The organism is Parapedobacter defluvii (genome assembly GCF_014642075.1).
Lineage (GTDB): Bacteria > Bacteroidota > Bacteroidia > Sphingobacteriales > Sphingobacteriaceae > Parapedobacter > Parapedobacter defluvii.
On record NZ_BMIK01000004.1, the window covers coordinates 113,659 to 134,352 of the forward strand.

Below are 20,694 nucleotides of genomic sequence, written 5' to 3' on the forward strand. Positions count from 1 at the left end.
TTATAGATTGAGCCTGTTGGGATCTTGAAAACCGAATCAAATGTTTAGTACCTTTGTATAATCATGGAAGCACTACTGACTGAACTAAACACAAAGGGCTATATCGATGAACCGATCGATCCTACGTTGGATCTGGTCGAGGAGATAAACAAACTCAAGAAAGAAAAAAATGCCGTGCTGCTGGCGCATTACTACCAGGAGCCGGAGATACAGGATATTGCCGACTACATTGGCGATAGCCTTGGGCTTTCGCAGCAGGCGGCCAAAACGGAGGCGGATGTCATCGTGTTTGCAGGGGTGCATTTCATGGCTGAAACTGCCAAGATCCTGTCTCCGCAAAAGAAAGTACTTCTTCCGGATCTGAAAGCCGGATGTTCGCTATCGGACAGCTGTCCGCCGCATCTGTTTGCGAAATTCAAAGAGAAATATCCGGATCATATTGCCATTACCTATGTGAATTGTACGGCTGAATTGAAAGCGCTTACGGATATTGTGTGTACGTCCAGCAATGCGGTACAGATTGTGGAAAGCTTGCCGAAAGACCAAAAGATTATTTTCGGACCGGATAAGAACCTGGGGGATTACGTTAAAAAGAAGACAGGGCGTGATCTGGTACTTTGGAACGGTGCATGCATGGTGCATGAAATTTTTTCACAGGAGCGCATTACTCAGTTAAGAAATGACTATCCGGAAGCCAAATTTATCGCGCACCCCGAATGTGAAAAAGAAATTTTAGACGCAGCTGATTACGTCGGTTCGACATCCGGATTACTGAAATACACGAAGGAGAACGACGCCAACGTGTTTATTGTGGCTACGGAGAGCGGTATTATCCATCAGATGCAGAAAGCGAATCCGCAAAAGATATTCATACCGGCTCCGCCAAATAATGCGTGTGCCTGTAACGACTGTCCGTACATGAAGCTTAATACCCTGGAGAAGTTATATAATTGCATGAAATTTGAACTTCCGGAAGTGGATTTACCGGCGGATATCATTGAGCGGGCCAGACGGCCCATCGAGCGGATGTTGGAGATTTCAGAGCGATTGGGACTTTGATTAAATTGATAGTTAATAGTTGATAATTGATAGTTAGATATTCCTTCATCTTTCTTTTTTAAATACATAAAAATATGTTCGAAAACGCCGGGACGACGAATTTGGAGCAGTTGGGTGAATTCGGTCTGATCGATCACCTAACCAAATCGGTTGAACTGACTCAGGAAACGACAGATAAAGGGATCGGTGACGATGCTGCGGTACTGGATTTTTCAGGGAAGAAGACGTTGGTATCTACGGATTTATTGCTGGAAGGTATCCATTTTGATTTGCGGTATGTGCCGCTTAAACATTTGGGTTATAAAGCCGTACAGGTAAACCTCAGTGATATTTATGCCATGAATGGCATGGCTTCGCAGATCACGTTTTCCATCGGTTTATCGAGTAAATTTCCATTGGATGCGGTGGAGGAATTGTACGCTGGTGCCCTATTGGCGTGCCGGAAATATGGCGTGGATCTGGTGGGAGGCGATACGTCTGCTTCCGCGCAGGGACTGGTGATCAGCGTTACCAGCATCGGCTACGCGAAGGAAACTGATGTAACCTACCGCAATGGCGCACAGGAAGGAGATTTAATCTGCGTATCCGGCGATTTGGGTGGCGCATATGTGGGCTTGCAGCTGTTGGAGCGGGAAAAGCGTATTTTCTTGGAAAACCCGAATATCCAGCCCGATCTGGAAGGAAAAGATTACATCGTTGAAAGACAGCTGAAACCGGAAGCCCGCAAAGATATCGTTCAGCTGTTGGCTTCGTTGGATGTCAAACCGACGGCAATGATCGATGTTTCCGATGGATTGGCTTCGGAGGTATTGCACATTTGCCGGGAGTCTGAAAAAGGTTGCCGGTTGTACGAAGAAAAAATCCCGATCGATCCTATGACGTATGATACAGCACGCGAATTCGGATTGGATCCAACTGTATGTGCACTAAGCGGCGGCGAGGATTATGAACTGCTTTTTACCGCCCGCCAATCGGATTATGAAAAGTTAAAAAGCCAACCGGATATCAGCATAATCGGGCACATAACGGAAGTATCTGCGGGCAGGGAATTGATATCCAAGTCGGGTAACGTACACCCCATTAAAGCGCAGGGTTGGAACGCTTTTGGATAGGTGTTAGGGTGTGATATAAATAATTATAGCACGATGATCGGAAAATTAGCAATCCTATACTTGTTTGCCATTCTGCCGCTATCTGCGATCGGACAGACGTATAGTCAACGCTTTGACGAAGCATTGAATCAGCGTGATACCTCCCGGCAGAAGCAGTTGCTCCAAGAATGGAGGGCAAACAAACCGAAAGATGCAGATCTGCCTGTTGCGTATTTCAATTTCTTCAAGCAGCGCTATGAGGCGGAATCGGATCCGATGGTTAAAAATGAGTTTCTTTCAAAAGCTCTTTCCCATATTGATGCAGGTATAGCGGGTTTTCCGAACCGATTGGACATGCCCTTGCTCAAGATTGCCCTGTTGGGTGAAGCAGGTAGGTACGAAACGTATACCCAAACCATTCTTGCGGTATTGGACCGGAATGACGTGGTGACTGATGGATGGCTTTGGAAACGTGATGCTTCTTTGGTGGATGCAACGGATTTTCTCCTGCAATACGTGGATAATTTCGTGGTGCAGCTCTATAACCTACAGGATGAGTCGCTGCACCCCTATATGGATCGGATTTCGACGCGGGTACTGCGTTCCTATCCAACGCATATACCCAGCCTGTCCAACCTAGCCATTACCGCATTATACCATAAGGACTACGAAAAAGGGATCGGCTACTTGGAAAAAAGCCTGTCTGTCGATTCGACCAATACCAGTGTACTCAGCAATTTGGCTTATGCCTACGGGCAGGTCGGCCAGACAGAAACCGCTATTGCGTATTACCAGAAAGTCATTAAATACGGCGATGCGCAAACGCAGGATTATGCCAAAAAGCAGATCGAAAAGTTAGCAGGTAAATAACCCAGCGAAACCATATCAAATCGTACACGTATAAAAATTATAAATTTAATACGTGTTTTTATGTTCGTTTTGTATTTTTGTTAGGAATTATGGAGGATGACACGATGAATACGAAACTCACGTTAACCATTGAACGATCGGTTATTGAAAAAGCAAAAAAATATGCGCGTAAAAGAGAAAGAAGTCTCTCTGATTTGATAACCAATTATTTGAAAGCATTGACTAACGAAGAAACACCCCTTGAAGATGAATTAACGCCAACTGTTAAATCATTAAGAGGGTCATTTAAACTTCCCAAAAATTTCGATTATAAAAAGGAACTTGTGGATCGTCTATCAGAGAAATATTTGTGATGGATAACGTTTTAATTGATACGGACGTCATTCTTGATTTCTTTTTTGATAGAGAACCTTTTTCGGCGGATGCTTCAAAAATTCTTAGCCTGTGTGAAAAAGGGAACGTGATAGGCTTTGTAACACCCGTACTGATCAGCAATGTCTATTACTTACTCAGAAAAACGGCTAAACACGAAAAAGTCATTGCACATTTAAAAATGCTGTTGAATATCGTACATGTTGCTATGATAAGCAGACAAGTCGTTTTGGATGCGTTAAATTCTGATTTTAAAGATTTTGAAGATGCTTTACAGAATTTTTCCGCCCAAAACGAAGAAGAAATCAAGATAATCGTTACCCGAAATATCAAAGATTATAAATCAAGTAATTTATCTGTAATGACACCGGAAACCTACCTGAAAAGTCGCTGAATTACCTACTTCTTCAAAAATCCCCGTAACACATATTGCAAGATACCCCCGTGCTGGTAATATTCAATTTCAATGGCCGAATCAAATCTTGCTTTTGATTGGAAAGTTACCGTTTGTCCATTGGATTTTGTAGCGACGACCTCAAGCAGTTTATGTGGTTTCAGACCCTCGGAAATACCATGGATCGTAAACTGTTCCGTACCGTCCAAACCCAGGGACTCTGCGTTTTCTCCTGCCGGAAATTCGAGGGGAATGACACCCATACCTACCAGGTTGCTCCGGTGTATGCGTTCAAAACTTTCCGCAATCACTGCTTTTATTCCCAATAGATTAGCACCTTTTGCCGCCCAATCGCGTGAGGAACCGCTTCCGTATTCTTTTCCCGCCAATACAATCAAAGGTGTTTGGTTCTCGGCATATTTCATTGCTGCGTCGTACACCGAAAGTGTTTCACCCGTGGGAAAGTAGGTGGTGTATCCACCTTCTTTTTCGGTAATCCGGTTCCGGATGCGCACATTGGCAAAGGTACCCCGCATCATCACTTCGTGGTTTCCACGGCGTGATCCGTACGAATTAAAGTCCTTGGGATCCACGCCCTTTGAAATGAGGTATCGGCCTGCGGCAGAATCGGGTTTAAACGACCCGGCCGGTGAAATGTGGTCGGTCGTAACTGAATCGCCCAAGTATAAGAGGACCTTGGCGTTGTTTATATCCTGCGCGGGCACCGGTTCGCTGCTTATATTTTTGAAGAAAGGAGCTTCCTGTACATAGGTGGATTGCTCGTTCCATTCAAAATTTTTGCCCTGCGGGGCTGTCAGTTTTTTCCAGTCGTCGCCACCGTCAAAAATAACGTCATATACCTCTTTGAAGTCGGATGTACGCATGCATTGATTGATGGTATCGACGATTTCCTGCTGCGTAGGCCAGATATCACGCAGGTAAACCGGATTGCCATTGGGATCGTAACTCAGGGGATCGTTGAGCAGGTCCACATCCACGCGGCCAACCAATGCATAGGCAACGACGAGCATCGGTGACATGAGGAAATTCATTTTTACCTGGGGATGTACACGGGCTTCGAAATTCCGGTTGCCCGACAGGACAGAGGCAACCACGAGGTCTCCTTTGTCCACCGCTTCCGCGATGTGCGGAGGCAGGGGTCCGCTGTTCCCGATGCAGGAGGTACACCCATACCCCACGGTGTGAAAACGCAGTGCCTCCAGGTCTTCCAGTAGATTGGCGCGCTGCAGGTATTCGGTCACGACTTTGGATCCTGGAGCCAAGCTGGTTTTTACCCAGGATTTGGTACGGATGCCTCGTGCTACGGCTTTCCGTGCCACGAGACCGGCACCCACCATAACTGCCGGATTGGACGTGTTGGTACAACTCGTGATGGCGGCGATGACGATGCTGCCGTCACTCAATACATACTCCTGATTTTTGATCTTGATGCGTACGGAACGGATGTCCTCGTTTTCAACTTTTATGGCCGAGTCAGTATGGCGGCTTTCGTAGGTAAATTCGCTGCCCGACCCACCTTCGTAGAGCCATGCTTGTTCCTGCCGTTGTTTAACGGGGACGTAGTTGCGGCGATATTCTTTTTCAAGGAGGAGCGAGAATTGCGACGCAAAATCCCTTACCAATATTTTATCCTGCGGCCGTTTCGGTCCGGATACTGTGGGTTCCAGTGTGTCCAGGTTCAGTTCCAGCACATCGGAATATTCGATGTGCTCATTGCCCGTGCGCCACAGTAAATTATCCTTGCAATAGGTTTCCACCAGGGATATCTGTTCTTCCGAACGATTGGTGCGCCGCATGTATTCAAGCGTCTGGTTGTCGATGGGGAAATACGTAACAGTGCAGCCAAACTCCGGCGACATATTGGAAATGGTGGCGCGGTCTGTAACGCTGAGGGAGTCCAAGGCGTCGCCAAATACTTCCACAAACTTTCCGACCACGCCGTAGTCGCGCAACAGTTTGGTAATGGTGAGCACCATATCGGTTGCGGTGCAACCCGGAGGAATTTTTCCCGTCAGCTTCAGTCCGATGACCTGCGGGCAGGTGAAATAGATCGGTTGGCCGAGCATGGCTGCCTCGGCTTCGATACCCCCTACTCCCCAAGCAATGACGCCGATTCCGTTGACCATGGGCGTATGGGAATCGGTTCCCACCAACGTATCGGGAAAGGCCCATCCGTCGCGTGCAATGACGCCCTTTGCCAGGTATTCCAGGTTCACCTGGTGGCAGATACCCATACCGGGAGGTACGACCGTGAAATTATCCAGTGCCTGCTGTCCCCATTTGAGCAGTTCATAACGTTCGGCATTGCGTTCGTACTCCAATCCGACGTTGTTCAGGTAGGCATAGTTAGTACCGAAATAATCGACCTGTACGGAGTGATCGATGACCAAATCAACGGGAATAGCCGGATTAATTTTACTTCCATCTCCGCCTTTCCGGATTACCTCTGCCCGGATGGAGGCCATGTCGACAACGGCCGGCACACCGGTGAAATCCTGCATCAGTACGCGGGCCGGTTTGAACGGTATTTCCTTGTCGGTTCCGGCGGGATTCCAATTTACCAATGTATCCAGGTGTTCGTCCGTGATTGCGAAGCCGTCATGGTTGCGCAAGACATTTTCGAGTAGTATGCGGATTGAAAAAGGGAGCTTACCAATTTTCTGGTTTTCTTCTTCCAACTTTTTCAGCGAAGCTATTTGATAGTCCATGATGTTTAGTTAGCGTTATCAATAATTTACTATTCTTACCACAAATTGATCATCCATATGAATCCCAGCCAAAGCAGGTAGACGAAAAGGAACGTGAGCAATAGGAAGACTGCCAATAGGATGATCAGTATATTGGCGCCGTTTCCCTGGTGTTTACCTTCATAGTAGTATTCGTTAAGCAGTATAATGTTCTTCTTATTTGCTTTGAAAAAGAAATCAAAGATATTGCCAAGGACCGGGATCGCGCCGATGGTTAAATCAATAATGACATTGATTAACATCAGCATCACCAGTTTTCTACTTGCACCGTGACGCCACATGACCAGTACCAGGTAAAAGGCGATGAAGAATCCGATGAGATCTCCCAGGAATGGAACCAAGTTGATAAGCGGATCCAAACCGAAACGGAACCGCGTGCCCTTTAGACGGAATTTATCGTCCATCAACCAAGCTAAGCGTTCGGTCCAAGCCAGATCCCTTTGTAAGCGACTACCTATTTCCCGATGCGTTTGCATGTCAGCGTGATGTGCTAAAATAGCGAAAAAAAATGACAGTTAACTACCTAATGGCTAAATGTATGCTATTCTATTGTAAATATTTTTGCTTGGTTTACAAATAATTATACATACATTTGAGTTTTATTATTTTTAATTTTTCAATACAATGGCAGAAGGAGTAGTTAAATTCTTCAATGAAACCAAAGGTTTTGGTTTTATCGTCCCCAACTCTGGTGAAAGTGAAATTTTCGTTCACTCATCGGGTCTTATCGACAAAATCCGCGAAAATGACAATGTTTCGTACGATGTTGAACAAGGCAGAAAAGGTTTAAATGCGGTAAATGTTAAGGTAATCTAGGTATTATTTTTCAACTATATTTATTGTATTTCGCCGGCTATCATTGATAGCCGGTTTTTTTGTGGCAGTTGTTAATGCCACTTATGGTCACTGATTATCTGTGAACATTTGTGCATCCGTGGCGATTCTTGTTTATCACGGATGCATGGATACCTATTGATTATCTGTGGACATTTGCGTATCGCTATCACCGATGAGGTTTCCATAGGGTTTCAGGGAATCCACATGGTCGAAAATTACTTTTGCAACACCCAGGAAGGGTACAAATAGAATCATACCGGCTACATTCCAGACCAAACTGCCCAATAGAAGAGCCATAATGGTAAACAATGCATTCAGCTGTATTTTACTACCCGTGATCTTTGGGGTGAGTATGTAACTGTCTATCTGCTGCATGACAATAAAAAAAATAGCCACGATCGTTGGGGTAAGCAGTGAATCACGGGTAATGAGGGTATAAAGTACGACAACGGAACTGCCGGCTACGGAGCCGATATAGGGAATAATGTTGATGAAGGCAACCATCACGCCAAAGAATAGGGCATTTTCAATACCGATGATCATCAGACCAATTGTGTTAACAACAGAGAAGATAAGTGCTACGGAAAATACACCGGCTAAATAAGCACTGGCCACAGCTGCCGTTTTGTCTACAATGTCTTGAGCTTCCGTTACGCGCTCTTTGCCGGCATAATAGGAAACAAGCGAAAGCACAAAATTTTTGATCCGTCGCCGATAGATCAGTAACAGGACAGAATAGGCGGTAATGATCAGTACGTGTACCAAAAAAGAAAGGATGGATCGAAAGACATTGCCGATAAATTTTCCGGACAAGTCTGATATACCCGCTATCTGGCTTTGAAGGTATTCTTTCTGTTTGGCAACGGGCAATTGAAAATGTTCGGAAATAAAGTCGTGCCCCGAATTGAGCATTTCGTTAAGTTTGTTACCGATTACAGGCAGATCTTTCCCCAACGCGATCAATTGAACATATAACAAATAACCGACGGCGAGCAATAGCATGAGGGTCAGAAGCACGCAGATGACTGCCGCCAATGCCCGGGGAACGTGATGCCGCTCTAACCGTTTACAAACCGGAACCAAGAGCATTGCCATCATTCCGCCAATGGCTACCGGGATGAGAAATGGTTTTGCAAAATAAAGTATGGCAAAGACCAATACAATGAAGAGCAGAACTTGATTAAACCGCGCAATGGGGTTACTTTTCGTTGGCATTACCGTAGATCATCTATCGCTCTTGCGAGTTTCCGGTCTTTTTCGGTCACCGTATCACCTGCGTCGTGCGTAGTCAACCAGATTTCTACCTTATTCCAGGTATTGGTCCACGTGGGATGATGATTGTGCTGTTCGGCCAGTAGAGCGACCCGGGTCATAAAAGCAAATGCTTCGGAAAAATCGCGAAAAGTGAACGATTGATAAAGCCTGTTGTTTTCTTCATTCCACATGGGCGTACGGATGGGTTGTTAAAATACTTATCTTTAAAACAAACAAGGGCGGATTTTGTTTGGACGATTGTTTTATCAACAGGCACCGCATTTCAACGAACAATTTGGTTAGCGGAAAACCTCTTCAAGCACTTCGTGCGAGTGGATTTCACCTAGATGATCGATATGCAGGCGATAGAAATCAAGTATTTTCCCAAGCAGGATGCGTCGTTCGGACGAAGGGATGTGCATGGATGTCAATTCTTCGAATGAGCAGGTAAGCAGGCGGGCAAAGGAAGCCGTTTGGGGGTGTTGCAGGACCCAGGCATGTGCAGGCAAAGTATGGCAGAAAATGCCATCTTTTAAGTCAAAAAAAGGTTCGCCCGATTTGGGCAAGGTAGGGCTGAATCCAAGGTAGCGGGAAAGTTTAATCAGAAAAAAAAGGTGGAAATTGGGCGCCGGTTTTTCCACCGTGTCCCACCAGGAAATCGCATTGAAGAGGTAATCAAACAGGGGTTCATCTGCCGATTGTTGACGCAGGCTCTTATAGAGTACCTCATTGAGGAAAAGTGCAACGGTACGTTTGATGATATCATGAGGGATACTTTGCAGGGGTGGCATCTGCCGGGCATCGGAAATGCGCTGCAGCGATGCGTTTTCACGATGGTAGACCACCATATCCAGTAGGTGCAGGGGTTGCAGCAGGCTTGTCCCGATTTTTGCTTTCGGTTTTCGGGCTCCGTTTACCAAATAGGCCTGCAGGCCAAATTTCTCCGTGAATACCTGGACCACCAGGCTGCTCTCCGAATATTTGGTGGTTTTCAAAACAATGCCGCGTGTTTTATGCTGCATACTAGTCGAAAAAAAAGTGACCCAATTTCGGTAGAAAGATTGATGCTCCGACGATCAATGCAAAAATAGCGCCGATCAGCACTGCTCCTGCGGCAGCATCCTTCGCTTTTTTGGCGAAGGGATGGGAAGCCGGAGACAGCAGGTCGACCACGGCCTCAATTGCGGTGTTCAACAGCTCAAGTGCAAATACCAGGGCGATACAGAATGTGATCCAAAGCCAGTCTGATGTGGACAAATGGATCCAACTACCGGCCGCGACGGCAACAACGGCACAAATGAGATGGATTTTGAAATTCCGTTCGGTACGGGCAGTTTCCAAAATTCCCCTCATCGCATGGATAAATGGGTTCTGACGATGTTTATTCATTGTTTTGCTGTCGCTCCTTGCGTTCATCGAGGATGCTCCGGCGTTCGATTTTCCGGATGAGCCCGTACAGGATGGTTAAAAACCCGATCCCGAACACGATGACTCCCGACACCAACACCCATTTATAGACCGATAATTCCCTTCCCATGAGAAATAGTCCCAACATGCACAATGCTATGCCCAATAAAGCACCCAAAATTCCTCTTTGAAGATATTTATTCATTAGAAAATCATTACTCTTAGTGGTCTAATGAAACCCGCATTTCATCGCCTTTGAAGACGCTGACATGACAGGTTTCATGCTCTTTAATTGAAGACGTACCTTACAAAGATAGGGCTTTTATCCGTTGATGTAATTACATAGGGAATGCTTATCTTTATCCTTTTATTTATTTTGGTACCATGCCCCAGATGACTTTACGGGATATTGCCTATGCATTGGGTTTGTCTGTTTCGACGGTATCCAAAGCGCTGCGCGACAGTTACGAGATCAGCAAGGACACCAAGGAAAGGGTGATCGCTTATGCCCGGACTAACCATTACTTGCCGAACCGGATGGCCAAAAGCCTCAAAGAAGGCAAGAGCGGCTCCATTGGTGTGGTGGTCTGCTCCATTGACAACAGCTTTGTGTCCCGGATGCTGGATGGCATTGACGGTGTCTGTGCGCAAGCGGGATATGACATCGTGATCATGCAGAGCAAAGAGTCGTTGGTACAGGAAAAATCATGTCTTAAACAGTTGGAGGCGCGGGGGGTAGAAGGCATTCTGATCTCACCTTCTGCGGAGACCATCGGCTTTGAACACCTGTTGGCGCTGAGGGAGACGGGGATGCCCATAGTCTTGTTTGACCGGATCAGTGAACGGTTTGAATCGGATCAGGTTGGCATTGATAATTATCACGCGGCATTTCAGGCAACGGAACACCTGCTTGCCAACCGGTATCGACGTATTGCTATGCTCAATATCGGGTTGGATATTCCTTTTGCACGGCTGCGGAGTGCAGGCTATCTAGACGCGCTGAAAAAAAAACACCTGACTTACGGGAAGCAGCTTATACGTCCGTGCTGGCCGGATACGGGCGAAACGCTGAAAGACCGTGTAAGAGCAAGCATCCAATCCCTTTTTGAGCTGGCAGAACCCCCGGACGCACTTTTTACGGCAACCGACCAGCTTTCCACCCTTAGTCTCAGCGTGCTGCATGAAATGGGACACCGTATTCCCGAGGATATCGCGCTGATAGGTTTCAGTAATACCGAATTAGCAGATGTACTCACCCCTCCCCTTTCCACCATCTATCAGCCGGCACTTGAAATCGGTCGGCTGGCCGCTGAGAAATTGATCGGATTGATTTCCGGCAGGGGCTTATCTGAAGAATATGAGACGGTTATTTTACCGGCTCAATTACATATACGGGATTCGAGCAGGCCGGGGGTTAAGGTGCAAGTAAACGGATGACACGGGAACAGATATCTTTGGCGACTTCCTCTTTTGACTTCAGTCCAAAGACTTCTTTATCTCCGTTTTTGCCGATGATTGTCACCTTATTCGTGTCGCCCGCAAAGCCGGCACCTTCATCGCGCATGGAGTTGAGCACAATGAAATCGAGATTTTTCCGATGAAGCTTGTCCTGGGCATTTGTTTCTTCATCCTGCGTTTCCAATGCAAAACCAACCAGGATCTGGTCGTTACGTTTTGATTTTCCAAGGGTTGCCAGGATATCCGTGGTTTTGACCAATTCGAGGGTCAGGTGTGAATCGGCTTTTTTTATTTTTTGGTCTGCCACGGCTTTGGGTGTATAGTCGGCTACAGCCGCGCTCATGACGGTGATATCAGACAGCGGGAAATGAGATTGGCATGCGGCCAGCATCTCGGCTGCGGAAGTTACCCGCACCACATTTACTCCGGCAGGAGGCACCAAACCCGAAGGCCCACTTACCAGGGTTACTTCGGCTCCCAGCAGCAGCAGTTGAGAAGCGATCGCATATCCCATTTTTCCGCTGGAATGATTACCGATGTACCGTACGGGATCAATGGCTTCATAGGTGGGGCCTGCGGAAACCAATGCTTTTTTGCCGGCCAGGGGCCGGTCCTTTCCGAAGTGATGGTCTAGGGCGGCGAGGATTTCCTCCGGCTCCGCAAGCCGCCCTTCTCCACTCAGGCCACTCGCCAGGGCACCCCTTCCCGGCGGGATGAGGTAGTTTCCAAACGATTTAAGTTTGCCGATATTCGATTGGGTGCTGCCATGAGCCCACATATCCAAATCCATAGCCGGAGCAAGGAAGACGGCGCTTTTGGCAGATAGGTAGATCGCGCAAAGGAGATTATCGCAGAGACCGTTCGCAAATTTGGCGAGTGTATTGGCGCTTGCGGGGGCTACCACAATGGCGTCTGCGTCAAGGGCAAGCTGGACGTGGTTGTTCCACTCACCGGATTTTACATTGAAATAATCTACCAATACAGGATTACCCGACAGCGTAGCCAGGGTGAGTGGCGTAATAAACTGTGTGGCATCGGGGGTCATCACTACCTGAATATGGGCGCCTGCTTTAACCAACAGACGGGTCAGGTAAGCCGATTTATAGGCGGCGATGCTACCGCATATACCCAATAGGATATGCTTCCCCCTGACGGACACTAGTCTTCATCTTTTTCCCTTGCGGGGTTTCTGAAGTATACTTTATCGTTCAGGAACTCATCGATTGCGACCAAAGTCGGCTTGGGCAAACGCTCGTAATGTTTGGAAATCTCGATCTGTTCACGGTTTTCAAACACTTCTTCCAGGTTATCATTTGTGGTGGCAAACTCGGCCAACTTGCCGTTCAGTTCTTCTTTCATATCTACGGCAATCTGATTGGCACGTTTGCTGATGATGACAATCGATTCGTAAATGTTATCCGTTTTCTTGTCCAAGTCCCTTAAATCGCGGGTTACGGTGCTATTTGGGACGGATTTGCTTATTTGAGTACTCATATCTTTTTTCGATCTGTTAATTCTGAGGTGTGTCGGCAGCTTCATTTTTAGTTTCGGAAGCTGCTGCAAGTTGTGTAGTGTATTTCTTTGCACGTTCGATGCCGATTTCCGCATCCCGTTTCAGTTGATCTGCATCTTTGCGGAACTTGCTTTCGGGATATGCGGAAATGAAGTTGTTATACATATCCAAAACTTCTCCAAAACGCTCTTCCTGTCTTCGGGTTGAGCTTTGGTTGGCATACAGGTATTGGGCTTTTATGCTGAGAAACTCCATTTCCTCGGCGTATTTGGTGTCTGGAAACTCACGGAGTACATTATCAAAGGCGATAACGGCAGCCCGATAGTCATCTGAAAGGCCCATATCCAAATAGAGTTTGGCATTGTGGAAGGCCTTGGCTTCTAATTTATCCCGCAATTGCTGGATGAGATCCGACGCTTCCTGTGCCCGCTCGCTATTGGGATACAGGTTGATGAACAATTGCAACGCTTCGATAGCCCGATACGTATATTCCTGATCAAGCCCGGTTTTAGGCGATTCGAGGAAATAACAGTAGGCCCCCATGTAACGGCATTCCTCTGCACGCGTACTGTTGGGGTATGTATCCGTAAATTGCTTGAAATGGAACCTTGCCGATGTATAATCGCGCAGGTAGTAGTTGGTATAGGCGGTATAGTAATACAAGTCTTCCGCTTCGGCCTGACCCCGGTATTTGTTCATCAGGTCATCAAATAATATGAGTGCTTTGCTGTATTTTTTGTTGTTGTAATATTTGACAGCTTCCTGATATTTTTGAGCAATGTTGTTACTGGCGCGTAATTTTTCAAACTTGCTTTTACATCCGGCAACCAACGCCACCAACAATACCAAGGCAGCTCCCGCTACTATTTGCCTGTTTATAAACATCCTGCAAAGATAAGTGAATTTAAAATACCTGTCAATTAAATTTTTATGGGTCAAAATAAGTGTAAAACGAGCAAACTGCCAAGGGATTTAACAGAGTTTAACAGGTTACCCTATTTATGAAAAATTAGAAATTTTCCGTATCTTTACACCTTTGAATAATCAAAAGGTTATGGAAATACGGGAAAGAGTAGAACAGGCCTTGGATTCCATCCGGCCTTATCTCGAAACGGACGGGGGGAATGTGCGCATCGATGAAATTACGGCCGACAAGGTGGTAAAATTAAAGCTGTTAGGATCCTGTGCTTCGTGTGCGATGAGCATCATGACCTTCAAGGCGGGTTTGGAACAAGCGATCAAGAAAGCAGTTCCTGAAATCACTGCCGTGGAGGCTGTCAACATCACGGATATGGACGATCCAAACGCAACAATGCCGTCGCCAGTTATTTAACATTATTTAACGCGCGGTGAAACGTGTGAATGGTTAGTTTTGCCGTCAACGATAATGAAATTGATCCGCAACATACTGATTCTCTGTTTTACCATCGGGCTGTCGATGTCCGCTTCGGCCCAGCAACGTAAGCTTGTGCAGTTCAGTGGAGTTATTCACAACGCGGATACCAATGTGATTGTTCCGTATGTAACCGTAATAAACCTGTCCTATAATCATCAGACATTTACCGCGAATCACCAGGGTTATTTTTCTTTTGTGGCTCACGAAGGGGATACGATTCAGTTCAGTTCGGTAGGTTACCGGTCTGCACAGTTAGTCATTCCGAGGGTTCCGGAAGACAAATACACGGCAATGGTTAACATGACGGCGGAGATTAAGGAACTCCCCATGGTTACGCCTTATCCGTGGGCAAGTATCGATGAGTTTAACATGGCGTTCATGTCGCTTGAAATTGCCGACGATGACATCGTGGTTGCCAAGAAGAACCTTTCGCCGGAGTCATTGGCGGCACTGGCTGCAGTAACACCCCGGAGTGCGGAAGAAATCCAGAATTTCAATTCCATGCAAAACCACATCGGGTTATCCAATAAGGCGGTTAACCAACGCATGGCTAACCCGTTACTGAGTCCGTTTGCGTGGGGTAACCTGATCCGCCAGATTACCGAAGGGAATAAAAGTCGGAGCAAAAGTCGGTATTAGGACAGCCGCACGGTCTGTTTGACGCTGAGCCGCGACGAAACCAGCGAAATCAGCGCGGAAATAGCAAATACAGTCAGGAAAACCAACAAAAAGTCAGTCACCCGGATATCCACGGGATAGATATCAGTTACCAGGTTCTCGGCATCACCGAAACGGATCCAACCGAAGGTTTGCTGCGAAAGGCAGAACAGCAGTCCCACCACTAATCCGGCGATACAGCCGATCAACGAAATAAGCAGCCCTTCGAAAAAGAAAATGCGACGGATAAGGCTGTTACTGGCACCTAAGCCCATCAATACAGAAATATCCTTCTTCTTGTCAATGACGAGCATGGTGAGGGACCCTACGATATTGAAGATGGCAATGATACCGGTGAACGCGATGATGATAAAGACCGCCCATTTTTCCGTACGGACAATTTTATATAAGGTCGGGTTCTGCTGCTCGCGGTCTTTCACTGAAAAATCCGTGCCCACCAGTTGCGATAATTGCCGTTGTACCGCGGGAATGTCGGATCCCGGCATCAGGTGAATTTCAATGGCAGACACTTGCGTAAACTCACCCAATACTTCCCGTGCAAATGACATCGGCACGATAAGCAGGTCGTCAAATTCCTGCTGGTATTCCAATACGCCGGCGGGTCGGATGGTACGCATGATGAATTCCTCGGCCGGATTGATGCTGGCCTTGACGCCCTTGCGGGGAGAGAACACTTCAATACGACGCGCTTCGTCCCGCAGTGAGATTCCCAGCGTGCCTTGCACACGTGCACCCATGATGGCGTAGTCTTCGTCGCCCTGTTGCAGCACAAACCGCCCGTCTTGTAGTAACGTATCCATAGACTGAGATAACGTACGATCGGATGTGATTCCCTTAAGGGTGGCAATGTATTGAGCATCCCCATAACGCAGTAATACCTGTTCTTGAAGTACCTCACGATAGGTACGAACTCCCGGAAGTTTCTTAATTCGATCGGCGAGCACGGAATCTGCGACAAAACCTTTACCCTCCCGTGGCTCGATGCGAAGCTCAGGGGTAAAGGCGCTATACATTGAAAAAATGAGGTTTTCCAGGCCGTTGTAAAAGGAAAGGATCACAATGAGCGATGCACTGCTTACCAGCACGCCTACCACACTGATGCCGGAAATGATATTGACGGCATTAATGGTCTTTTTGGAGCGGAGGTAGCGTTTGGCAAAGTACAGCGCGACGTTCATGAGTTATCCCCGGATAAATGGGTTGGTTTGCTTTTCATATCCAATGGTGGTTTCCGGACCGTGACCGGGGTATACCACTGTATCATCGGGCAGGATGTAGAGCTGCTGTTTGATGCTGGCCAGCAACTGCTGATGATTCCCGCCCGGCAGATCGGTGCGGCCGATGCTATTCCGGAAGAGGACATCGCCTCCAATGAGGAATCCATTTTCTGCGTTATAAAAACAAAGGTGTGCCGGTGAGTGGCCCGGAGCAAAGATAAGTGTCAATTCGTTGTCGCCGAAACGGATGGTACCGGTTTTGGGCAGAAAGGTTTCGCCAATGGGCGAGATATCATACCGGATTCCCATCTGCGGCGCATAGTTCTGTACCTCCATGAGCAGGGGTAACTCGCCCTCATGGAACTGGGGGAGCAGACCGTATTGTTCGTAAACGTAGCGGTTGCCAAGTACATGATCCACGTGGCAATGTGTATTCAGCAACAGCTTTGGTTCAAGTCCCCGTGTTTCAATAAACGTTTTTACCGCTTTTTCCTCGGCCTGGCCATACATTCCCGGATCGATGATCGCCGTAATGCCCGCATCGTCGTATAACAGGTAGGTGTTTTCCTGATACGGGTTGCAAACGAATGATTTGATGTGAATCATGTTTGCAAAGGTAGCGGTTTTTAATTTCTTATTTCCACCGCATCGACTGAATAAGCGTATCGATGTCGGCTTTGATGAAGTCCAGTACCGGCTGAATGGAATCGAGTCTGGGCTTTTCATGGAAATAGAGTGCGCCGCGTAGGTAACGATGGGTACTGTCAGTCACGAAGAACTGAACGCTGGATGCGGTGTTTCCTTTGATTTCATATTTTAAACCGTAAACCCCGGCATCCGGCCGGCTGATGCGTTGCTGATCGATTGCAGTAGCCTTGACCGTGTGGTTAAAAGCAAAAGTTCGTGCATCTTCCACCAATTCGTTAAAGTTATTCCTGCTGGTAACGGGCATGTAGCTGAGGTGTATCCGGGCATTGAATTGCGGGAAGCGGATGTCGATCCAACAAGGTTCCGCATCGGGCGATCGGTCGGGTTCCACCGTTGCATAGGTAGGGATGCGGGCTGCAAACGGGCAGTCGGGCGCAAAGGGCTGATAGGTCTTTTCAGGAAATTCAATACGGAAATATCCGCGTGGTTTGGGCGAATATTGGGGCGTACAGGCTCCTAGCGTGAGGACGGCGAAACCCACGATCGATAAACGTGCAATGTGTTTTCTGATCATAAGCCGGTGTTCCAGATCTCCCAATTCCGCTCGGCCTGGAGCTCCAGCATTTCAAGCCCATTTTTAATGGCTGCTCCGCGTACTTTTCCCCGGCGGAGAAACTCCGTTTCTTCGGGATTGTAAACGAGGTCATACAGCAGATGCGTATTTCCGATGTGTTCGTAGGGGATATCGGGACAACCGCTGACCGCGGGGTATGTACCCAGCGGCGTCGTATTGATGATGAGCAGGTGGTTGGCCATTGTGCCGGCATCCAATTGGTCATAGGAGTATTGGCTAGCGGTGGCAGACCGGGATACCACGGTGTATCCGATACCCAATTGGCTGAGCGCATAAGTTACGGCTTTGGCCGCTCCGCCGTTGCCCAGCACCAGCGCCAGACGATGTTCGGGACGGAGAAGGGGTTTCAGGGATTCCGTAAAACCATATACATCGGTATTGTAACCTGTGAGGAATGTTTCGCCGTTATCCGGCCGTTCGATGCGGATGCAATTGACGGCACCGATAGCCGAAGCTTCCGGAGCTAACTGATCTAGGTAATCCATTACGGCAACTTTGTAAGGGATGGTGACATTAACTCCCATCAGCAAGGGTTCGTCTGCCAGCAAGGTGGGAAATGCGCCGATGTCAGGGATGGGATAAAGCTGGTAATCTATGCCAGCAATCTGCTCCCTTTCCATTTTCGCATCGTAGTACTTTTTAGAGAAAGAATGCGTAAGTGGAAACCCGATCAGACCGAATTTTTGCATCGTTAAATAAAATAATGGAACGTGTCGCCCCGTAATCCCATGCGGGTAGTTTCCAGTGCAATAATCTCGGCAGGGCTGATGTTGCCGAGGTTGACGTTTGACCCTAACAGGTGGATAAAATATACCTGCTGCGATTTGAGCGGGGCTTCCCAGATGATTTTCTCGTTGGATATTTCGTTGAGGATTTCGTCAACCAGGCCCTGGCGGACTTCTCCTGATTCGCGGTACAAGCCGACATTTCCGCTTTCCCGCGATTCAGCGATCAGTCGCCACGAACCGGCTTCCAGTTCCGCTTTCATGAGGGAGATCCACTTATACGGAGCCATGATTTTGGTATTGTCCTTGGATCCCACTTCGGAAATCACCGTGACATATTGCGCTACTTTGGCGATGTATTCGCATTTCTGTTCATGCGGCAAGGCGATGGAGCCATCGGATATTTCGGCATATTCAAGCCGGTACTTTTCAATCACCCGAAGAAAGTCATCGAATTGATTCCGTACGGCAAAGGCCTCGAACAGCGTACCACCGAAATAAGGATGCACGCCTGCTTCACGGTACACAGCGAGCTTGTCTTCCAGCTTCGGTACGATCAACGCGGTGGTCCAGCCCAGTTTTATAAAATCAGTATACTCCGCCCCCACTTCCATGAAATCGGCAGCCTGCCGCACGCTCAGTCCTTTGTCCATGACCATGGTTAGGCCGTTTTCTCTTGGTTTTTCCGTTCGTTGGGGAATATTATTTAAATGAAAGTTCATGTACATATAATGCTACTAACGGGAATGTGGGATGTTTCTGCGAACAAAAGACCGGAAAAATCCTGGAAAAATCCTGAAAAAAGCCATTTTTAACAGGGTTAAGGCATGTATTTCTTAATAACTTCTGCGATAGCCTTGTTATCGCGCAATTGTGGTAAGTATTCAAATAATACAGCGTGTTTCTTCGGATCGGATGCAAGCCCCAATTCCAGGTAATTCAGGGCTTCGTTATACCTTCCCGCAGCAATAAGGTATGCGACCATGCGATAATACAATTCTGCGCCATCCGGATTGTTCTTGATTGCTTCCGCAATGGTTTCTATCGCGCGGTCCAACTTATTGCGTTCATACAGGATGGACGAATAGTCCAACCAGGCCTCCAGATCGATGGGATTAAGCTCGACCACCTTTTCATACGCCGCTTCCGCTTCGTCCAATTGTTTGAGTTTATAGCGGGCGTCGGCGATGGCAAACCAATAGTCGGGATTGTCCGATTCGATGTCGAGCGCCTTTTTGTAAAAATGCAGGGACTCAAAATACCGCTCTTCATAATCCAGCGTTACTCCGATGCCAAACCAGGCATCGGCTAGGTTTGCGTCGATTTTAACCGCTTTTTTATAATACGATCGTGCCTCGTCCATCTGCTCCAGTTTTTCATAGCATTCGCCGATGGCACAGTAGGTTTCCGCTCCCGGGGGTTCATATTCGAAAGTCTGTTTGTAGACTTCGATCGCGTCGTTGTATTTATCGAGGTTGACCAATGCATTCCCTTTATTGAAGTACGCAGAGGCGAAATTATCTTTGATCAGGATCGCATAATCGTAGGCGTCGATAGCCTCTTCGTAGCGGTTCAGCTTGTGGTAAGCATTTCCAAGATTATACCAGCCAGCGTACGAATACGGATCGTTGTCGATATATTGCTTATAGAAGCCTATGCTTTCCTCCTGCCGATCCAAGACATCGTAGCAAAATGCAAGCTCATAGAGTGCATCCTGATTCTCCATGTTCTGCTCCAGGCTACGTTTTAAGAAATGAATGGCTTTTTCGTAGTCTCCTTTGTTTTGGTGTAAAAGGGCAATCTGCAAATAAATTTCATCCGGATTTTCCGCAAATTCCAACGCCTTGTTCAGGCTGCTGAACGCCTCATCGTAACGCTCTAAATTACCGAGGATACCCCCTTTGATGAGGTAGATATCGCCTTCGGAAGGTTCCAATGTTTCTGCTTTATCCAGCGACTCAAGTGCACGCGCGAACTGGCTGGTCACCGCAAATAATTGAGCCTGTTTAAGGTAAAAAACTGCGGCAAATGGATGTTGACTTACTGCATAATCAACTACTTGTAGGGCTTTGATCGGATCATTTTTATCCATATAGTAGTCAATAATCCCTTCAAAAGCCTGTGTATCAAAAAAGTACTGATCCTTATTGCGAATCATTTCTTCGTAACGTGCTACCGAAAATTTAGGATCTTCGGCAGGCCCATATTCGAAATCGTCTTCCATCTATACTCCTAATTTTTAAGAACTAATACCTAGGCTTTCACCCTCACACACAGTCATGTTTGATGATAACAAAATAGGATTTATGAGGTAATATTGTCAACATAAGTTTTCAACAATTTGACAAATTCGCCCCAAAACCAAAGAAAACC

25 protein-coding genes are annotated in these 20,694 nt (G+C 47.1%); 9 read left to right on the plus strand and 16 right to left on the minus strand.

The window, feature by feature from the left end:
- Positions 1-63: 63 nt before the first annotated feature.
- The 5 genes from nadA (at position 64) to IEX60_RS08700 (ending at position 3,786) form a co-directional block, all read left to right on the plus strand.
- Positions 64-1,059: a quinolinate synthase NadA gene (gene nadA, locus IEX60_RS08680; protein ID WP_188749597.1), complete on the plus strand. Its 996-nt coding sequence runs from the start codon at positions 64-66 to the stop codon at positions 1,057-1,059.
- A 74-nt stretch (positions 1,060-1,133) separates the two neighbouring features.
- Positions 1,134-2,171: a thiamine-phosphate kinase gene (gene thiL, locus IEX60_RS08685; protein ID WP_188749599.1), complete on the plus strand. Its 1,038-nt coding sequence runs from the start codon at positions 1,134-1,136 to the stop codon at positions 2,169-2,171.
- 33 nt (positions 2,172-2,204) lie between these two features.
- A complete protein-coding gene (locus tag IEX60_RS08690) occupies positions 2,205-3,020 on the plus strand; it encodes a tetratricopeptide repeat protein (RefSeq protein ID WP_188749601.1) in 816 nt (271 codons plus the stop codon).
- A 104-nt stretch (positions 3,021-3,124) separates the two neighbouring features.
- On the plus strand, positions 3,125-3,373 hold the full coding sequence (locus tag IEX60_RS08695; RefSeq protein WP_188749602.1) for a DUF6364 family protein: 249 nt from the start codon (positions 3,125-3,127) through the stop codon (positions 3,371-3,373).
- Positions 3,373-3,786 carry a PIN domain-containing protein gene (locus IEX60_RS08700; RefSeq protein ID WP_188749605.1) on the plus strand — a complete coding sequence of 138 codons (414 nt, stop codon included), beginning with the start codon at positions 3,373-3,375 and terminating at the stop codon, positions 3,784-3,786. Before IEX60_RS08695 ends, IEX60_RS08700 begins: the two co-directional genes overlap by 1 nt.
- 5 nt (positions 3,787-3,791) lie before the next feature.
- On the opposite strand, the gene acnA is transcribed toward IEX60_RS08700, so the two are convergent.
- Positions 3,792-6,515, minus strand: coding sequence for an aconitate hydratase AcnA (acnA, locus tag IEX60_RS08705; RefSeq protein ID WP_188749607.1), 2,724 nt, complete (start codon positions 6,513-6,515; stop codon positions 3,792-3,794).
- Between the two features lie 35 nt (positions 6,516-6,550).
- Positions 6,551-7,030, minus strand: a complete 480-nt coding sequence (locus tag IEX60_RS08710) for a DUF4112 domain-containing protein (RefSeq protein ID WP_188749609.1) — start codon at positions 7,028-7,030, stop codon at positions 6,551-6,553.
- Between the two features lie 148 nt (positions 7,031-7,178).
- Here IEX60_RS08710 and IEX60_RS08715 point away from each other — a divergent pair, with 148 nt between their 5' ends.
- On the plus strand, positions 7,179-7,370 hold the full coding sequence (locus IEX60_RS08715; protein ID WP_090626780.1) for a cold-shock protein: 192 nt from the start codon (positions 7,179-7,181) through the stop codon (positions 7,368-7,370).
- Positions 7,371-7,523: 153 nt separating this feature from the next.
- Here the strand turns inward: IEX60_RS08715 and IEX60_RS08720 are convergent, their stop codons facing one another.
- The 5 genes from IEX60_RS08720 to IEX60_RS08740 all read right to left on the minus strand — a co-directional run bounded on the left by IEX60_RS08720 (position 7,524) and on the right by IEX60_RS08740 (position 10,257).
- Positions 7,524-8,606, minus strand: coding sequence for an AI-2E family transporter (locus IEX60_RS08720; RefSeq protein ID WP_188749611.1), 1,083 nt, complete (start codon positions 8,604-8,606; stop codon positions 7,524-7,526).
- Positions 8,606-8,836, minus strand: a complete 231-nt coding sequence (locus IEX60_RS08725) for a 4a-hydroxytetrahydrobiopterin dehydratase (RefSeq protein ID WP_188749612.1) — start codon at positions 8,834-8,836, stop codon at positions 8,606-8,608. Before IEX60_RS08725 ends, IEX60_RS08720 begins: the two co-directional genes overlap by 1 nt.
- A gap of 108 nt (positions 8,837-8,944) precedes the next feature.
- Positions 8,945-9,667: a DNA repair protein RecO gene (gene recO, locus IEX60_RS08730; RefSeq protein WP_188749614.1), complete on the minus strand. Its 723-nt coding sequence runs from the start codon at positions 9,665-9,667 to the stop codon at positions 8,945-8,947.
- Between the two features lies 1 nt (position 9,668).
- Positions 9,669-10,034, minus strand: coding sequence for a diacylglycerol kinase family protein (locus IEX60_RS08735; protein WP_188749616.1), 366 nt, complete (start codon positions 10,032-10,034; stop codon positions 9,669-9,671).
- Positions 10,027-10,257, minus strand: a complete 231-nt coding sequence (locus IEX60_RS08740) for a signal peptidase (protein WP_188749618.1) — start codon at positions 10,255-10,257, stop codon at positions 10,027-10,029. Before IEX60_RS08740 ends, IEX60_RS08735 begins: the two co-directional genes overlap by 8 nt.
- 188 nt (positions 10,258-10,445) lie before the next feature.
- On the opposite strand from IEX60_RS08740, the gene IEX60_RS08745 reads away from it, so the two are divergent.
- Positions 10,446-11,489, plus strand: coding sequence for a LacI family DNA-binding transcriptional regulator (locus tag IEX60_RS08745; RefSeq protein WP_188749620.1), 1,044 nt, complete (start codon positions 10,446-10,448; stop codon positions 11,487-11,489).
- Here IEX60_RS08745 and coaBC read toward each other — a convergent pair.
- Genes coaBC through IEX60_RS08760 form a run of 3 tightly spaced genes read right to left on the minus strand, consistent with a single transcriptional unit; the run spans position 11,467 to position 13,908 of the window.
- On the minus strand, positions 11,467-12,669 hold the full coding sequence (gene coaBC / locus IEX60_RS08750) for a bifunctional phosphopantothenoylcysteine decarboxylase/phosphopantothenate--cysteine ligase CoaBC (RefSeq protein WP_188749622.1): 1,203 nt from the start codon (positions 12,667-12,669) through the stop codon (positions 11,467-11,469). The two genes, IEX60_RS08745 and coaBC, sit on opposite strands and share 23 nt — an antisense overlap.
- Positions 12,669-13,004, minus strand: a complete 336-nt coding sequence (locus IEX60_RS08755) for a DNA-directed RNA polymerase subunit omega (protein WP_188749624.1) — start codon at positions 13,002-13,004, stop codon at positions 12,669-12,671. Before IEX60_RS08755 ends, coaBC begins: the two co-directional genes overlap by 1 nt.
- A gap of 16 nt (positions 13,005-13,020) precedes the next feature.
- Entirely contained in the window at positions 13,021-13,908 is an 888-nt protein-coding gene (locus tag IEX60_RS08760; RefSeq protein WP_188749626.1) for an outer membrane protein assembly factor BamD, read from the minus strand.
- A 169-nt stretch (positions 13,909-14,077) separates the two neighbouring features.
- Between IEX60_RS08760 and IEX60_RS08765 the strand changes: the two genes are divergently transcribed.
- Together IEX60_RS08765 and IEX60_RS08770 are read left to right on the plus strand one after the other, a co-directional pair.
- Positions 14,078-14,356, plus strand: a complete 279-nt coding sequence (locus IEX60_RS08765) for a NifU family protein (protein WP_090626770.1) — start codon at positions 14,078-14,080, stop codon at positions 14,354-14,356.
- Positions 14,357-14,410: 54 nt separating this feature from the next.
- Positions 14,411-15,058 (plus strand): peptidase associated/transthyretin-like domain-containing protein, encoded by a 648-nt coding sequence (locus tag IEX60_RS08770; RefSeq protein ID WP_188749628.1) that lies wholly within the window; start codon positions 14,411-14,413, stop codon positions 15,056-15,058.
- On the opposite strand, the gene IEX60_RS08775 is transcribed toward IEX60_RS08770, so the two are convergent.
- The 6 genes from IEX60_RS08775 to IEX60_RS08800 all read right to left on the minus strand — a co-directional run bounded on the left by IEX60_RS08775 (position 15,055) and on the right by IEX60_RS08800 (position 20,545).
- On the minus strand, positions 15,055-16,275 hold the full coding sequence (locus tag IEX60_RS08775; RefSeq protein WP_188749630.1) for an FtsX-like permease family protein: 1,221 nt from the start codon (positions 16,273-16,275) through the stop codon (positions 15,055-15,057). The genes IEX60_RS08770 and IEX60_RS08775 overlap by 4 nt on opposite strands.
- Positions 16,276-16,278: 3 nt before the next feature.
- Entirely contained in the window at positions 16,279-16,920 is a 642-nt protein-coding gene (locus IEX60_RS08780; protein ID WP_188749632.1) for an MBL fold metallo-hydrolase, read from the minus strand.
- A gap of 28 nt (positions 16,921-16,948) precedes the next feature.
- Positions 16,949-17,536: a gliding motility lipoprotein GldD gene (gldD, locus tag IEX60_RS08785; RefSeq protein ID WP_188749634.1), complete on the minus strand. Its 588-nt coding sequence runs from the start codon at positions 17,534-17,536 to the stop codon at positions 16,949-16,951.
- Positions 17,533-18,285: a shikimate dehydrogenase family protein gene (locus IEX60_RS08790; RefSeq protein ID WP_188749635.1), complete on the minus strand. Its 753-nt coding sequence runs from the start codon at positions 18,283-18,285 to the stop codon at positions 17,533-17,535. The genes gldD and IEX60_RS08790 overlap by 4 nt, the downstream gene beginning before the upstream one ends.
- A gap of 2 nt (positions 18,286-18,287) precedes the next feature.
- Positions 18,288-19,043, minus strand: coding sequence for a phosphosulfolactate synthase (locus IEX60_RS08795; RefSeq protein ID WP_188749637.1), 756 nt, complete (start codon positions 19,041-19,043; stop codon positions 18,288-18,290).
- A 98-nt stretch (positions 19,044-19,141) separates the two neighbouring features.
- Positions 19,142-20,545, minus strand: a complete 1,404-nt coding sequence (locus IEX60_RS08800; protein WP_188749639.1) for a tetratricopeptide repeat protein — start codon at positions 20,543-20,545, stop codon at positions 19,142-19,144.
- Between the last annotated feature and the right edge of the window lie 149 nt (positions 20,546-20,694).